The sequence below is a fragment of the Rhodoferax ferrireducens genome, assembly GCF_031458075.1.
GTDB lineage: Bacteria > Pseudomonadota > Gammaproteobacteria > Burkholderiales > Burkholderiaceae_C > Rhodoferax_B > Rhodoferax_B ferrireducens_A.
Genome location: NZ_JAVDXT010000001.1, coordinates 1,542,402 through 1,558,057, shown reverse-complemented (window position 1 = coordinate 1,558,057; position 15,656 = coordinate 1,542,402). Strand labels below are relative to the sequence as shown.

15 protein-coding genes are annotated in these 15,656 nt (G+C 60.2%); 5 read left to right on the top strand and 10 right to left on the bottom strand.

The genetic code is table 11. The features are described 5' to 3' along the window. Positions 1–78: 78 nt before the first annotated feature. The 8 genes from ispG to J2X19_RS07230 form a co-directional block, all read right to left on the bottom strand. Complete coding sequence (gene ispG, locus J2X19_RS07265; RefSeq protein WP_310371965.1) at positions 79–1,344, bottom strand: flavodoxin-dependent (E)-4-hydroxy-3-methylbut-2-enyl-diphosphate synthase; 1,266 nt, start codon at positions 1,342–1,344, stop codon at positions 79–81. A gap of 11 nt (positions 1,345–1,355) precedes the next feature. Continuing rightward, positions 1,356–2,237 (bottom strand): helix-turn-helix domain-containing protein, encoded by an 882-nt coding sequence (locus J2X19_RS07260; RefSeq protein ID WP_310371962.1) that lies wholly within the window; start codon positions 2,235–2,237, stop codon positions 1,356–1,358. Beyond that, entirely contained in the window at positions 2,230–3,102 is an 873-nt protein-coding gene (gene pilW / locus J2X19_RS07255; RefSeq protein ID WP_310371961.1) for a type IV pilus biogenesis/stability protein PilW, read from the bottom strand. The genes J2X19_RS07260 and pilW overlap by 8 nt, the downstream gene beginning before the upstream one ends. A 3-nt stretch (positions 3,103–3,105) precedes the next feature. Continuing rightward, positions 3,106–4,254: a dual-specificity RNA methyltransferase RlmN gene (gene rlmN, locus J2X19_RS07250; RefSeq protein ID WP_310371959.1), complete on the bottom strand. Its 1,149-nt coding sequence runs from the start codon at positions 4,252–4,254 to the stop codon at positions 3,106–3,108. A gap of 18 nt (positions 4,255–4,272) precedes the next feature. Continuing rightward, positions 4,273–4,698, bottom strand: a complete 426-nt coding sequence (ndk, locus tag J2X19_RS07245) for a nucleoside-diphosphate kinase (RefSeq protein WP_092761084.1) — start codon at positions 4,696–4,698, stop codon at positions 4,273–4,275. A gap of 132 nt (positions 4,699–4,830) precedes the next feature. Continuing rightward, positions 4,831–6,168, bottom strand: a complete 1,338-nt coding sequence (locus tag J2X19_RS07240) for a pseudouridine synthase (protein WP_310371956.1) — start codon at positions 6,166–6,168, stop codon at positions 4,831–4,833. 8 nt (positions 6,169–6,176) lie between these two features. Beyond that, positions 6,177–6,833, bottom strand: a complete 657-nt coding sequence (gene scpB, locus J2X19_RS07235; protein WP_405048602.1) for an SMC-Scp complex subunit ScpB — start codon at positions 6,831–6,833, stop codon at positions 6,177–6,179. A 133-nt stretch (positions 6,834–6,966) separates the two neighbouring features. Then, a complete protein-coding gene (locus J2X19_RS07230) occupies positions 6,967–7,905 on the bottom strand; it encodes an RluA family pseudouridine synthase (RefSeq protein WP_310372654.1) in 939 nt (312 codons plus the stop codon). An 83-nt stretch (positions 7,906–7,988) separates the two neighbouring features. Between J2X19_RS07230 and J2X19_RS07225 the strand changes: the two genes are divergently transcribed. Further along, positions 7,989–8,795, top strand: coding sequence for an outer membrane protein assembly factor BamD (locus J2X19_RS07225; RefSeq protein WP_116608152.1), 807 nt, complete (start codon positions 7,989–7,991; stop codon positions 8,793–8,795). On the opposite strand, the gene J2X19_RS07220 is transcribed toward J2X19_RS07225, so the two are convergent. Continuing rightward, positions 8,764–10,773: a DNA repair helicase YoaA gene (locus tag J2X19_RS07220; RefSeq protein ID WP_310371952.1), complete on the bottom strand. Its 2,010-nt coding sequence runs from the start codon at positions 10,771–10,773 to the stop codon at positions 8,764–8,766. The genes J2X19_RS07225 and J2X19_RS07220 overlap by 32 nt on opposite strands. Beyond that, positions 10,773–10,976: a YdcH family protein gene (locus tag J2X19_RS07215; protein ID WP_092761094.1), complete on the bottom strand. Its 204-nt coding sequence runs from the start codon at positions 10,974–10,976 to the stop codon at positions 10,773–10,775. The genes J2X19_RS07220 and J2X19_RS07215 overlap by 1 nt, the downstream gene beginning before the upstream one ends. Positions 10,977–11,104: 128 nt before the next feature. Between J2X19_RS07215 and J2X19_RS07210 the strand changes: the two genes are divergently transcribed. The 4 genes from J2X19_RS07210 to J2X19_RS07195 all read left to right on the top strand — a co-directional run bounded on the left by J2X19_RS07210 (position 11,105) and on the right by J2X19_RS07195 (position 15,647). Further along, positions 11,105–11,860: a PP2C family protein-serine/threonine phosphatase gene (locus J2X19_RS07210; protein ID WP_116608193.1), complete on the top strand. Its 756-nt coding sequence runs from the start codon at positions 11,105–11,107 to the stop codon at positions 11,858–11,860. A gap of 640 nt (positions 11,861–12,500) precedes the next feature. Continuing rightward, on the top strand, positions 12,501–13,187 hold the full coding sequence (locus J2X19_RS07205; protein WP_310371945.1) for a diguanylate cyclase: 687 nt from the start codon (positions 12,501–12,503) through the stop codon (positions 13,185–13,187). 142 nt (positions 13,188–13,329) lie between these two features. Then, complete coding sequence (locus tag J2X19_RS07200; RefSeq protein ID WP_310371943.1) at positions 13,330–15,093, top strand: sensor histidine kinase; 1,764 nt, start codon at positions 13,330–13,332, stop codon at positions 15,091–15,093. A 143-nt stretch (positions 15,094–15,236) separates the two neighbouring features. Next, positions 15,237–15,647, top strand: coding sequence for a response regulator (locus J2X19_RS07195; RefSeq protein ID WP_310371940.1), 411 nt, complete (start codon positions 15,237–15,239; stop codon positions 15,645–15,647). Positions 15,648–15,656: the final 9 nt, after the last annotated feature.

Genomic DNA, 15,656 nt, shown 5'->3' with positions numbered 1-15,656 from the left:
AATCCAATTACTATTATTTTGATAGCTACTAGCGCATACAAAATATGCGCCAGAGGCCGATTTGATGCCTAAATCTGGCTACGCAATCGCAGCCGCACCGAAGCGCTTGGCGATGTAGTTTTCGACGATGACCTGGAATTCCTGGGCGATGTTGTCGCCGCGCAGGGTGACGCTTTTTTCACCGTCGATATACACCGGCGCGGCCGGCGCTTCGCCGGTGCCGGGCAGGCTGATGCCGATGTCGGCATGCTTGCTCTCGCCCGGGCCGTTGACGATGCACCCCATCACGGCCACTTTCATGGCCTCGACGCCTGGGTACTGCTTGCGCCAGACCGGCATCTGCGCGCGCAGGAAGTCATCGATCTGCTTGGTCAGTTCCTGGAATGTCGTGCTGGTGGTGCGACCGCAGCCGGGGCAGGCAGTGACGCTAGGCACAAAGCTGCGCAAGCCCAGGGCCTGCAAGATTTCCGAGGCGACCACGACTTCTTGGGTACGGGCTTCGCCAGGCTGCGGCGTCAGCGAGACGCGGATGGTGTCGCCAATGCCTTCTTGCAACAACACAGCCAGGGCGGCGCTGGAAGCCACTGTGCCCTTGGTGCCCATGCCGGCTTCGGTCAAGCCCAAGTGCAGCGCATAGCGGCAGCGCTGCGACAGGGCGCGGTAGACCGAGATCAGGTCCTGCACGCCACTGACCTTGCAGGACAGAATGATTTGCTCGGGCGCCAAGCCCATGGATTCGGCCAGCTTGGCGGATTCCACGGCCGAGGTGATCAGCGCCTGGTACATCACCGGTTTGGCGTCCCAGGGCACAGCGCGGCGGCTGTTTTCGTCCATCAAGCCGGCCAGCAGCTCCTGGTCCAGGCTGCCCCAGTTGACGCCGATACGCACGGCCTTGTTCCAGCGCACCGCGGCTTCGATCATCTGACCGAATTGGCGATCGCGCTTGTCGCCCTTGCCCACGTTGCCAGGGTTGATGCGGTATTTGGACAAAGCCTCGGCGCAGGCCGGGAACTCGGTCAGCAGACGGTGGCCGTTGTAATGGAAGTCGCCGACCAGCGGCACATCGATGCCCATGCGGTCCAGCTGTTCGCGGATATAGGGCACGGCCTGGGCGGCCTCAGGTGTATTGACGGTGATGCGCACCATCTCCGAGCCGGCCAGAGCCAGCTCTTTCACCTGGATGGCGGTACCGATGGCATCCACCGTGTCGGTATTGGTCATGGACTGCACGCGCACCGGGGCGTCGCCACCCACGGTCACGTCGCGCGCGCCCCAGCGCACATGGGCCTGGTAGCTATTGCGCACACGGGGGGCGGCGGCATCCACCGGGGTCAGAAAGTCCATTGCGTTGTCCATCATTTCACCTCGAAACGGGCCACATGGTCTTTGGCAAAAGGCAGCATGTCGAAAGGCTGGCCGCGCACCTGTAGCTGCACTGCATCGACCCGGCCGACCACCACCGCCAGCGGTAAGGTGCCAGCCACTTCGACCACCTCACCCGGGGCGAGGATGCGGCCCAGCGAGACGACACCCTTGGCATCGGTCACCTTGACCCAGGATTCGGCCTTGGCGGTCAGCACCACCGGAGCAGCCGACACGGCCACCGGCGCACTGGCCGCCACCACGGCAGGAGCCACCACCGCCGCAGAAGCCACAACAGCAGGTGCAGCAGGCACGGCCGAAACGGGCTCGGCTAGCGGCACCGAGGCATCTGGCGCAGGTGTGGTGGCCACAGGGCCATCCGCAACCTCGCCACCGGGCGCCAACACAGCGGCTTGTTCAGGCGCCTGGGGCCACAGGGCCACGGCTACCGCGCCCAGCAACAGAGCCGCAACCGCCAGGACGGCCGGGTTCCGCATTTGCGAGCGGAACGACAGGCGCGGGCCGGAGCCGGGTGGGCGAAACGGCGTGTTCATGGCCGGGGCTTCGGCACCCAGGCGCGATGCGCCCGTGGGCGGCAAATGTTCGAGCACCGGCGCGGGATCGACCTTCAGGTTACGGCAGACGCTGGCGGCCAAGGCGCGGGCAAAGGTCAGGTCGGGCAACAGGTCCATGCGGCCGGCTTCCAGCGCCTCCAGCTTGGACACCGGCACCTTGAGCGATACCGCCAAGGCCGCGACGTGCAAGCCCGTCGCCTCCCGCGCCTGGCGCAAATACTGTCCAGCCTGCACAGCGGAATTCACTGCATCCGACACCGGTTGCGGCGCCCCACCCTCCAGCCCCACTGGCTCACTCATCAAATGCACCTCTTTCATAGGCCGCCAATTCACGCGATTGGCCATAGCGTTTTCTCAATTGTTCTACCAGCTGCTGCATGGCCTCGCGGTTTTCCATGCGGCGCTCGACCTTGATGCCCAGCCACAGGGACTCGGCATTGGCCAGCTCGGAATTGTTCAAGCGGCGGATGTAGAACTGGGCGCGCAGCCATTCGCCGCGCTGGTACAGCAGTGTCGCCAGGTTGTAGCCGGTAATCGGGTTGCCCGCATCCAGCTCATAGGAGCGGGACAGATTGCGCTCCGCCTCGGGCAGCAGGCCCGCGCGTTGCTGGCACAGTCCTTGGGCCATCAGGGTTTTGGCCCGACCGCCATAGGTGGGGTTGGCCAGCGCCTGCTCGAACATCTGGATCGATTCAGGATAACGACCCTGCTGGCACATCAGCCAACCGTAGTTGTGCAAGGTATTGGGTTCGCGGGGATTCAGGGCCATGGCACGGCGGAAGCTGTCTTCGGCCAGACGCATGTCGTTGAGGCGCAGATAGATCAGGCCACGCAGATTGAAAGCATCCGCAAAGGACGGGTCCACGGCCAGCGCCTGTTTCAGCTCGTCCAAAGCCACCGTGGTCTGGCCTTGTTCGAAATAAGCCACCGCCAGCTGCATGCGGGTGCGGGCACGCTTGCGGGCTTCGGGTTCGTCCGACTCGGTGAGCAACTCGCCTTGCGCAATCGGTGCAGCCACCTGCCGCGGCGTTGGCGTGCTATTTGTCGTGGCGCTGGAAGACGAAGTCGTGGTTGTGGTGGTCGTGGTGCAGCCCTGCAGCCAAGCCAGCACCGACACACAGGCGAACAACCGAACCAGCACACCGATGTGCAGAAAATTTTGCATGCCTCAAGCCCCTTTGGATACTTCGACCACTGGCGGAACCTGCGCCATCATCACAATGCGTTGCTGGGCCATGCGCTTGACCACCTGGGTGCGGTCTTTAACATCACCGGCCAGCTGACCACACGCAGCATCGATATCGTCCCCGCGGGTCTTGCGCACCGTGGTCACGATGCCCGCATCGCTCAGCATCTTGGCGAATGCCGTCACCCGGGGCATGGGCGAACGCAGCAGACCCGATGCCGGGAAGGGATTGAACGGAATCAGGTTGAATTTGCACCACACGCCCGGGCGGCGGTGCTGCTGCACCAGGGCAATCAGTTGCTGGGCATGCTCGGGCTGGTCATTCACACCATCGAGCATGCAGTATTCAAAGGTAATGAAATCACGTGGCGCATGGGCCAGGTAGCGGTTGCACGACTCCAGCAGCTCGGCCAGCGGGTACTTCTTGTTCAACGGCACCAGGTTATCGCGCAGCGTGTCGTTGGGTGCATGCAGAGAGACGGCCAAGGCCACCGGGCAATCCTGGCCCAGGCGGTCGATCATGGGCACCACACCCGAGGTAGATACGGTCACACGGCGGCGCGACAGGCCGTAGCCATGGTCGTCCAGCATGACCTTGAGGGCCGGAACCAGCGCGCTGTAATTCTGCAAGGGCTCGCCCATGCCCATCATCACCACATTGGAAATGACGCGGTCCGGGGTATTGAGGTGCTTGCGTAAAAAGTGTTCGGCAAACCAGAGTTGCGCAATGATTTCACCGGTGGTGAGGTTGCGGCTGAAACCTTGGTGGCCGGTAGAACAAAAGCGGCAGCCTACTGCGCAACCCGCCTGGGACGAGATACACAGCGTGCCACGGTCGTCTTCGGGAATGAACACCGCTTCCACGGCATTGCCATCGCCCACATCGAACAACCATTTGATGGTGCCATCGGCAGACTCATGCTGGCTGATGATGGGCAGTCCCTGCACATGGGCACTGGTGGCGAGCTTGCCACGCAAGGATTTGGCCAGATCACTCATCTGGTCAAACTCGGTGGCGCCGCGTTGGTGGATCCAGCGGAACAGCTGGGTGGCGCGGAAGCGCTTCTCACCTAGCCGTTCGCAAAACGCGGCCAAGCCGTCGAGGTCAAATTCGAGCAGGTTGGCCGTCATTGCATACCAGCGCTGGATTTAGCGGGAGTAAACGTTCAGACCGGCGAAGAAGAAAGCGATTTCTTCCTTGGCGGTTTCAGCAGCGTCAGAGCCGTGCACGGCGTTGGCGTCGATGCTGTCAGCGAAGTCAGCACGGATGGTGCCGGCGTCAGCCTTCTTGGGATCGGTTGCGCCCATCAGGTCGCGGTTCTTCAGAATCGCGTTTTCGCCTTCCAGCGCCTGGATCATGACGGGACCGGACACCATGAAATCGACCAGATCCTTAAAGAAAGGACGGGCTTTGTGCACAGCGTAGAAAGCTTCGGCTTCGCCGCGCGACAGATGGGCCATGCGTGCAGCGATGACCTTCAGGCCAGCAGCTTCAAAACGGGCGTAGATTTGGCCGATAACATTCTTGGCAACGGCGTCGGGCTTGATGATGGAGAGAGTGCGTTCGATAGCCATAATTTTTTCCTGAAAATTCTGAAATTGGGATTTTTTGAAATTTTGCCAACTAAGCAAAGCCTGCGAGTTTAACCCGGCAGCATGTCCACTTTGCGAACAGGCCCGTCGTCACGGGCGATTGGCGCTATTCTTTTAACGGCTGCGTCCACCACTGCGGCGCTGCCCGCCGTTACCGCCACCGCCAGAACCACCGCCACGCCGTGGTCCGCCCTGGTTCGATTCTTTGCGCTGGCGGGTAAAGCTGTCGGCACCAATGTAGCCAAACGCGGTTTTCATGGGATCGGGCTGGGCGCCGCCAGGCGCGCGGTCCGCCGGGTCTTTGCGACCTTGGCCACGGCCTTTGCCGCCAATCTGGTTAGTCACTAGGGGGTTGGGGCCAGCAGGCGCGTTGACACCCGATGGACGGGGGCCGCGGCCACCCGTATTGCGGCCGCCACGGGTGCGGTTAGGCGCTGGCCGGATATCGGCTGGGTTGGGGGGGCGGCGGCTCGGGGCACGGGCCTGGCGCGGAACCTCATCGAACTCACCCGCGGGGGCCTTGTTGGCCGCCTGCACCAGAGCCTGGATATCGCGCTCATCCAGCTCCATCCATCCGCCACGCTTGAGACCGCGCGGCAGCAGCATGGCGCCGTAGCGGATGCGGATCAGGCGGCTGACCGCATGGCCTACCGCCTCCAGCATGCGCCGGACCTCCCGGTTACGCCCTTCGGAGATGGTCACGCGGTACCAGCAGTTGGAGCCCTCGCCACCACCGTCTTCGATGCTGCCAAAAGCCGCCATGCCGTCGTCCAGCTGAACACCGTCCAGCAAACGCTGTTTTTCTTCCTTGCTCAGCGCACCCAAGACCCGCACCGCGTATTCCCGCTCCAGCCCGAAACGAGGGTGCATCAGCTGGTTGGCCAACTCGCCCGAGCTGGTGAACAGCAGCAGGCCTTCGGTATTCAGATCCAGCCGCCCAACCGACTGCCATTTGCCTTGGTACAGCTTGGGCAGACGACGGAACACGGTAGGTCGGTTCTGCGGGTCGTCATTGGTGACCACCTCGCCCACAGGCTTGTGGTAAGCAATCACGCGTGCCGGCGGCGGGTCGATGCGAAAACGCACGGGTTTCCCGTTGACCTTGACCGAATCGCCAAACTGGACGCGTTGGCCAATGTGGGCCGGTTCGTTGTTGACCGAGATCCGGCCTTCCAGAATAAGCTGCTCCATCTCCAGCCGAGAACCCATGCCTGCCTGCGCCAGCACCTTGTGCAGCTTGGGGCTTTCCGCCTGGGGTGCCAGCACCCGCTTCGCGGGCGCCAGGTCAGATATTTCCTCGTCAGCATCGAACTGGCCAGACACCACATCCAGGAAACGGTTCGCCAAATCACCTTCGGCAACCAGGCCTGGCGAAGGAGGAATCAACAGCCCGGCATCGGCTTGGTCATCGGGGGCGGCAAGCGGAGCAGGATCAATAGGGGTGTTATGCATGGGGTGGCCTAGTTAGCTAGCGGGGAATCACCGGTCTCGGTAGATGCCTCTGGGGAAATGGGTGGAACATCTGGCGGATCAGACGCCGGAGTCTCAACAAGTGGGGCGGGATCTTCCAGCTGGGTCAATGACGCCAGCAGCTCAGCACGTTGGACTGGGTCGTCCGCTAGCGGCAGCTGGTCCAATGAAGAGAGGCCTAAGTCGTCCAAAAACTGGCGGGTCGTCGCAAACAAGGCTGGGCGACCTACGGTTTCGCGGTGGCCGATCACCTCAATCCAGCCCCGGTCTTCCAGTTGCTTGATGATCATGGCACTAATAGTGACACCACGGATCTCTTCCATGTCGCCCCGCGTCGCTGGCTGGCGGTACGCGATGATGGCCAAGGTTTCCAAGGTGGCACGGCTGTAGCGCGGCGGCTTTTCAGGGTGGAGCCGGTCCAGGTACTCACGCATTTCGGGTCGACTTTGAAAACGCCAGCCCGTGGCCACGTTAACCAGCTCGACACTGCGCTGCGCCCAGTCGTTTTGCAAGTCCAACAACAAGGACTTCACCGTGTCGGCACCCAGCTCATCCTGGAACAGCATGCGCATATCGCGCACAGGCAAGGGCTGCGGTGAACATATCAGCGCAGCTTCGAGGACGCGTTTGGCCTCTGCCGTATTCATGGTGTGGACTATCCCGGAAAAAGCGCCTTCAGCGGCGCGAAATCGACAGCGTGGGGTTTAAAGTGCAGCCAGCCCCAAGGGGTGTCGCAAAACCAGCGAGCGTCAGAACTACTGCCTGAGCCTCAAAACGCTTTCATCCATTGTAACTGAGGCCCCACAGCGCCAGCGCCTGGCGCATATCATCGGGCAAAGGCGCATGAAAGCGCAAGGCGACACCCGTCATGGGATGCACAAATGCCAACTGCGTCGCATGCAACGCCTGCCGGGTCAAACCAACGGCAGGAGAGCCACCATACAACACATCGCCGACCAAGGAATGCCCCATCGACGCCATATGGACCCGTATCTGGTGGGTGCGGCCGGTATACAAGGTACACCGTACAAAGCAGCCCTGGTCGAAATTCTGCAGCAGTGCAATATCGGTCCGTGCAGCTTTTCCCGCATGCAGGTTTAAATCGACGGCTGCCATACGCAGGCGATTGCGCGGATCACGGCCAATCGGCAGCTCAATGCTGCGGGTCGCCGGCCCCTGCCAAGACTTGTGCGCCAGCGCCAGGTATTGGCGACTGACTTCCCGCGCAGCGATCAGGGCGACCAAAGCATCCATGGTGGCCCGGGTCCGCGCCACCACCATCAGTCCACTGGTGTCCTTGTCGAGCCGATGCACGATACCGGCACGGGGCAGCAACTGGGCCTGTACATCACGCGCCAGCAGGCCATTGAGCAATGTGCCACTCCAGTTGCCAGGCGCAGGATGCACAACCAAACCCGCAGGCTTATGGATAACCCGTAAAAACTCATCTTCGAAAACCACATCCAGTGCCATCGCTTCGGGTTTAAACGCCTGGCTTTGCAGCGTAGGACGCAGCTCGATGGTGCCTGCATCGCCTGCGCGTACCTTGGCGGAAGGCTTGCACACCGGCTTGCCCTGCAGCGTGACCGCGCCGGATTCAATCAGCTGCTGCAAGTAGTTGCGCGAAAACTCCGGCACCAGCTCGACCAGAGCCCGGTCCAGCCGGACGCCATGCTGTGCCTCGGGAATCAACAGCGGGCGAAGCTCCGACTCCACCATGTCGACGGCGCTTTCCACCACCTCTTCTGCTACAAGGTCGGTCGATATAATCAAATTGCTTAGTTTCAAGAAAGTGGCCAGTGATGTTGCGCTCTAGATTATCGGTGTTCCCCAGCTTGTGGATGGCCAGTTTGGCCGTCGTTTTATCGGCTTGCTCGACTGTGGCCGAGGACAAAACAGTCAATTGGAGCCCCAACAAAATTTACTCGGAGGCAAAGGATGAGCTCAATGCCGGCGCCTACGACAAGGCCGCAGGCTTGTTCGAAAAACTGGAAGGACGCGCAGCAGGTACGCCGTTGGCACAGCAAGCACAGCTTGAAAAGGCTTACGCGCACTACAAGTCAGGCGACAAAGCCCAGGCTCTGGCCACACTGGACCGCTTCCTCAAGCTGCATCCCGCCAGCCCCGCACTGGACTACGCGCTCTACCTGAAAGGTGTGGTGAATTTTAACGAGGACCTCGGGCTGTTCTCGTTCATAACCCGCCAGGATCTCTCGGAACGCGACCAGAAAGCGGCCAAGGAGTCATTTGAAGCGTTCAAGGAATTGAGCACACGCTTCCCTGACTCACGCTACACCCCCGACGCGGTGTTGCGCATGACCTATATCGTCAATTCTTTGGCGCAGTACGAAGTGCATGTTGCGCGCTACTACTACACCCGCGGTGCCTATGTGGCAGCCATCAACCGGGCACAGTCCGCATTGACCGACTACAGCAATGTGCCGGCGCTGGAAGAAGCCTTGTACATCATGGTCAAGTCTTACGAGGCTTTGGGCATGACTCAGCTGCGCGACGATACCCAACGGGTACTGGCGCAAAACTACCCCCAAAGCGAATATGTCAGCCGGGGCTTTAAAGCTAAAGACTCGCCGTGGTGGAAGCTGTGGTGAGCGTGCGCAAGTACGCCAAGGCCTGCTGAAATTCGTCGCCCGTCTTCAGCACCCGCATAGGCGGCAAGGCGGAACGCAAGCGTTTGCCGTAGCCCATGGTGACCAGGCGGGTGTCACAAACCACCAGCATGCCCTGGTCTGATTCATGCCGGATCAGGCGCCCAGCTCCCTGCTTTAGAGCGACTGCGGCTTCAGGGACAAAATAATCCATAAACGGGCTGCCGCCCTGGGACTCAATACGCCGGGTGCGCGCCTCCACCACAGGATCATTGGGTGGCGGAAACGGCAGCTTGTCGATGATCACCAGCTGCAAGCTGTCGCCCGGTACATCCACTCCCTCCCAAAAAGAGGCGGATGCCACCAGCACACAACCCGGCAAGCCATTGGACGCGCCTTGGCGCAAGCGCTCCATCAGTTGGCGCTTCGGCCACTGCCCCTGCACCAAGACTTCGATATGTGGGTCGTCTGCAAAAGCGGCCTGCAAACTATCTCCAATTGCCCGCAAAGCCCGCAAGGTAGTGGTGAGCACCATGGTGCGCCCACCTAGATTGCGGACCGCATCGGCCGCGAACACCGCAACCTGCGCGCTATGCGCGGGATCATTCGGCTTGGGTAACTGGCGCGGCACGTACAAAGTGGCTTGCGCAGCGTAATCAAACGGACTGTCAACGCGCAAACAGATGGCATCGGGCAGACCGCAGCGCTCGGTAAACCAAGTCAAGCGCTCATCGTCGCCCAAGGTCGCCGACGTGAACACCCAGGACTTAGAGGATGCAGATCCATTGCCATCCAGCAAACGGGCTTGCACTGCACTGGCAATATCCAGCGGTGATTCCGTAAGACGTAGCTGCGCCCCCACATCCACCCAGCGCACCGACTCCGATGCACACGGATGGGCAAACTGCTGTGTACGCTCAGCCAGTGCAACGGCCCGTTCATGCAATCGCACAAAGTCAGGTGCCAGCTCGGTCACCGTATCCAAGGCCGATATAGCCTGTCGCAAGGAAGCTGCCACATCGGCTATGGCCTCACCCCACAAATCATCAGACACGCCATCGGGCGATTCGCCAGCCCAGCGCAACTTGGTACCTGCTGGCATGGAGCCCAATACCAGGCGCAGTTCACGTGTAGCTCGCTCCAAAGCAAAGACCACATCATGCCAAGCTACCAAGCCGCGGGCTTGCTGAAGCCCTGCCGCCAGCACATCCCGCGCAAAATCCAATAATTGCCCTGTGCCGAGATGGTTGCCCAAGAACTGCACGCCGGTTTCGTTGAACTGGTGCGCCTCGTCAAATATCGCGATCCGCGCACTGGGAAGCAGCTCGGCCATGCCGGACTCGCGCACCGCCAGGTCGGCAAAGAACACATGGTGGTTGATCACCACCACATCCGCAGCCAATGCCTCTCGGCGCGCCAGATTCACATGGCAGGCACGGAACTGAGGGCACTGCGCGCCCAGGCAGTTTTCACGGGTGGATGTGACCAACGGCAACAGGGGGGATCGCTCGTCCAGTTCGGAAAGCTCGGCCAGATCCCCTGTCCGGGTGGATTGCGACCACCGCTCGATTTGGGCCAATACCGGCAAGACTGCCGCAGCCAAAGGCGTACCCATACGGGCCTGCCTCATCCTGTGCAGGCACAAATAGCTGCCCCGCCCCTTTAACAGGGCCGTGCGCAACACCAAACCCAGGGCTTGCAGCAGTCCAGGCAAGTCCCGTCCAAACAACTGGTCCTGCAATGTTTTGGTTGCAGTGGATAGCAATACGCGCTCGCCACTTAGCAGTGCAGGCACCAGATAGGCAAACGTCTTACCGACGCCTGTACCCGCCTCCACCACCAGCACACCACCCTCTTCCACGGTACGCGCCACCGCCAAAGCCATGTCCAGCTGACCTTGTCGTGGCGCGAACTGTGGCGTGGTCCGGGCCAAAGCCCCTAGCGGAGAAAACGCTTCAGCAACCCGGTGCTGCAAATCCATCAGGCGGGCTCTTTGGGATCAAGCGCAATTTCCAGGCGAGAAATCCTGTCGCGCAATGCCAGACGCCGCTTCTTCAGACGCTGCAGCATAAGCTCGTCCAAGGGCATATGCTCTACCAACCGGTCTATGGTGGCATCCAGATCTGCATGCTCCATGCGTAGCTCAATCAAATGGCGTTCTGGGGAGTGGAGGTTGACGTTCAAGGCAGCAATCTGTGGCGAAGGGGGCCGTCTTGCCCCGTAGATGACGGGATAATGCGGATATTCAAATGGGTGTTCGCATTATCTGCGGACACGTTCCCTGCGCCAACTACCCAACGAAGCATCTCACCATGACTCCAGGTTTCAGGATTACGGCTTCGACCGGACTACACAAGGGTGATCGTGAATACCAACAGGACCAATTGATCCTGTTAAGCCATGCCCGCGTAACCGGCTGTGTGCTCGGAGTCATTGCCGACGGAATGGGCGGACGCAGCGGCGGACGCAAAGCCTCTGACCAGGTCATGATGACAGCCAAGCAACTGTTTGAGCGCTTTGATCCTTATGCCGACGATGCAACGGCCATGCTCAAACATATCGTTGCGGAGGCGCATCTGGTCATCAAGCTGACCGCGATCTCCGCCGAGGAAGAACCCCATAGCACTGCGGCTCTATTCCTCATCATGCCCACAGGGCAATGCTATTGGGCCCACACGGGCGACTCACGCATTTACCACTACCACAAAGACAAACTGCTGAAGCGCACGCTGGACCACTCTTACGTGCAAACCTTGGTGGAGCGCGGGGAAATCACCGCAGAAGAAGCCAATAGCCACCCCGATTCCAACATCCTTCTAGGCTGCCTGGGCACCGAAGCCGACCCGCCCATCGATGTACACATGCAGCCGCAACTGCAAGCCGGCGACGCAATCATGGCCTGTAGCGACGGGGTATGGCATTATTTCACCGAGACAGAATTGGGCGCGGTGCTCTCAGGTATGTCGGCCCGGGACGCTACCGGCTTTTTGATCGAGAAAGCCCGGGCCAGGGCACGCGGCACCGGCGACAACCTGTCGCTGATCGTGATCAATATCTCGGAGCTCTAAACAGCCACGACACACGCGGCAGATACTTCAATGCAATAGCTTGAACCCGGGCAATTGGTCTTGAGCCGCCTGCTTAGCCCAAGCCCAGCTGTCGGTCTTCACCGACACTGCAAACCCATGATTCCATTGGGATTTTTTCTTCACCTAACAACATCTGTCGGTGAAAGCAGACAAGTTACACCTGAGAAAATACGTTACACCTTTGATTTCATTGCATATTTTCATTGGCACGCATCTTGAGAAGTAAGCCTATCTGGCAAAGGCTTAAAGCTTCCCAAAAGCAGTTTCACAAATGAAACCAACCATGCCAGACCTGGAGCGATAGCTTCTTTCGTTAGAGCATGCAGGTCTTAGGCCCGCGCATTTTCAAGAACAGGTGTGTGCGATGTTGATTGTTTTGAACCTCGTGGTTGTGGCATTGGTTTTTGTCTTGGTATTGGCGATTGCCGCTGCCGCATCTCCACCCCCCGCGTCTTCTACCTCGTCAAGCCTATTGCGAAGTTCGCAGCAGTCTGGCGGCCATTCCGGCGAAGCACCGCCGCCAGCGCATGAGTCCCCGCTGGTCATCGCAGCAGGCTTGCAGTAAGCCATGCTGGCCGAGCCAAGATGGCCCACAGGCACGCATACTTGGGCGGATAGCATGAAGAACTGGCGCTATGCGGACAATAGCGTGCCGCATGCCTCCAGCGCCAACAAGCATGGCATTTGCGGCCACCAGGAAAAAAGCACGCAAAGCCCCATGCCATTGCATGCACAGCTGGAGCAGCTCGTAGCCCAACGCACCGCTGAGTTGGAAGAGATCATTGCGCAGTTACGCTGCCGCCAGCAACAGCTGGAAGCGCAACTCCACCATGACGAACTGACCGGGCTGGCCAACCGTAAGTTGCTGCAAGACCGCTTCCAGTGCGCAATGGAGCGGGCCAAACGCAGCGGCGATTGTTTTGCGGTACTGATGGTGGATCTGGACGGATTCAAGGCCATCAACGACCACTATGGCCATGCGGCTGGCGACACGGTTCTGGTCGCAGTGGCCCGTCGCCTGCAGGCCTCCGTCCGGACCTGCGATACCGTAGCGAGGCTTGGCGGCGACGAGTTTGTGCTGCTTGTGGAAGCCGTCCGAGATGCCCAGGAGGTCGCCTTGGTCAGCCGCAAACTGACACGCATCTTGGCCCAAGCCATTCGACTGGATTGCGGCACCACGGTATCGGTGGGCGCCAGCATAGGCCTGGCGCTGTATCCGGGAGACGGCATGGACTTCGCACATGTTTTGTGCGTTGCCGACCAGGCCATGTACACCTGCAAGAACACCCACAGGATGCGACTGTAAAACCATGCCCATCGCCAAACAGCCAATCCTGCGCCGCATAATGCTTTCCAGTGGAAATCGCCGCCTTGCCGTGGGCAAGCCGCTTGCTCCAACAGTGATCACCCCCGTCACTCGCCCTCCTACCGAGCACCCAACCAGCACCATGCTTTCTGACGCTGACCTGCACACCCAGCTCAAACTGCTGCAACAGCAGCACCAGGCCTTGCAAGCAGACTATCGGGACTTGCAGGCCGAAAAGCAAAAGCAGGAAACTTCTGCCGACCTCTGGCTCAAGCAGCGCACCCGGGAGTTACAGGCCGAAGCACTGGAGCAAAAAAAGGCCGAAACGCTGCAACGCGTGTTCTACCGTATCGCCGAACGCGCGGCAGCAGATTTGTCGTTCTACGACTTCCTGCATTCCGTCCACAGCCTGCTGGGTGAGTTACTGTATGCCAAGAATTGCTACGTCTGCCTGTACGACGCGCAAAAAAACCTGAAGGACTTTCCCTACTACGTGGACGAACGCGATGGCGACACCCTGCAACGTAGCAACGTCCCGTATCGCCGTGGCCTGACCGAATTCGTTTTGAGCACGGACCGCCCGCAAATCATCAACGCCAAGCGGCTCCAGGCCTTGCAAGCATCCGGCGAAGTGACCGAAGGCAGCGGTGATATGAGCTTTTCCAGCTGGCTAGGCGTCCCCATGCACATCCGCGGCGTCGTAGGGGGCATCCTGGCCGTGCAAGGCTATGAACCCGGCATTGAGTACAGCGCCTCCGACGCCGACATACTCTCTTTCGTGGCCAACCACGTAAGCAGCGCCATTGAGCGCTACCAGGCACTGGACGAGCTGCGCAAATCCGAAGAACGCTACCGCACCGTGATCGAAAACGTGGGCGTCGGCGTTGTCGTCATACAGGACAGTCGCATGGTGTTTGCCAACCCCAGCCTGGTGCGTATCGTTGGCCACCCGCTCGACTATCTGCTGTCCAACCCATTCACAGCCGCAGTACACCCTGACGATGTGCCCGCCATGCTGGACCGGCACCAGCGCCGGCTGCGCGGTGAAAATGTGGAGTCGTTCTACGGCTTTCGGGTCATCACCCAACAGGGCGAAGTGCGCTCCCTGGAGTTGTCGGCCGTCAAAATCGAATGGAGCAAGCGCGACGCCACCCTGCTCTTCGTTGTAGACGCCACGGCACGCCTGCAGGCCGAGCAGACACAGCGCCTGACCTTGCAGAAACAGTCGGAGCTCAACGATATGAAGTCACGCTTCATTTCGGTGGCTTCGCACGAATTCCGTACGCCGCTGGCGATCATTCTTTCCTCGGCAGAACTGCTCAAATACTACGGCGACCGCTTGCCGGAAGCCGAAAAATACGAGGTCATCGGCACCATCGAAAACGGCGTCCAGCGCATGACGCGCATGCTCGACCGGGTACTGCTGTTGGGCAAGGCGGAGGCGCAAATGCTGGAGTTCCAACCCCGGGAGCTCGATCTGACAGCACTGTGTCGCAGCATGGTGGAAGACGCCCGCACGCAGCAACCCAAGGCCACCTGCACCATGGAAACCCAATTCACCGACATGCCGACAGCTGGGCTATTTGACGAAAAGCTGCTGCGCCATATCTTTGGCAATCTACTGTCGAATGCCATCAAATACTCACCCCAGGGCGGGACTGTCAGCTTCCGGGTCTTCCCACAGGACCAACATATGGTGTTTGAAGTGGCGGACCAGGGCATCGGCATTCCGGCCGACGAAATCCCCCATCTGTTCGAGCCCTTTCACCGCGCCAGCAATGTGGGCGACATCCAGGGCACCGGCCTGGGCTTGGCGATCGTCAAAAATGCGGTGGACCTGCACAAAGGCAGCATCCAGGTCAGCAGCTCCGCACAACATGGCACCTGCTTCTCCATCCGGATCTAAAGCCCAGGCGCTGTAGTCCGCCTGAAAGCCGCGCTATAAAATGGAACGGAGAAAGAAAACACAGCGTGAGCAAAGACGTTGAGCGACGACGGAAATGCCCGCAGAGCCCTTTCTCGTGGTCCATCTATACGCCCGGGGGAAGCATGGCGCGCATTCTGGTGATTGAGGACGAGGCTCCGATCCGCGGAAACCTGCTGCGCTTCATCCGGCTTGAAGGCTACGAAGCTGTAGAAGCCGCTGATGGCCGGTCCGGCCTGCAGGCCGTGCATGACCAGTTGCCGGATTTGATCTTTTGCGACGTGATGATGCCCCAATTGAATGGTCTGGACCTGCTTGCTGCGATCCAGCAAGCACCGGCGCTACGGCATATTCCGCTGATTTTTCTGTCGGCCAGCGCAGAACCCGAGTTGCTCGACGAAGCCCTGCGCCGTGGTGCCAGGGGCTACCTGACCAAACCCTTCAACTTTACGCAGCTGCGAGCAGTCTTGCAGCAGCATCTACCGCAGAACATGACAACCGGTAGCCCGCAGCCAAGCAAGCTGACGCTCGACTGAGCTTATCTG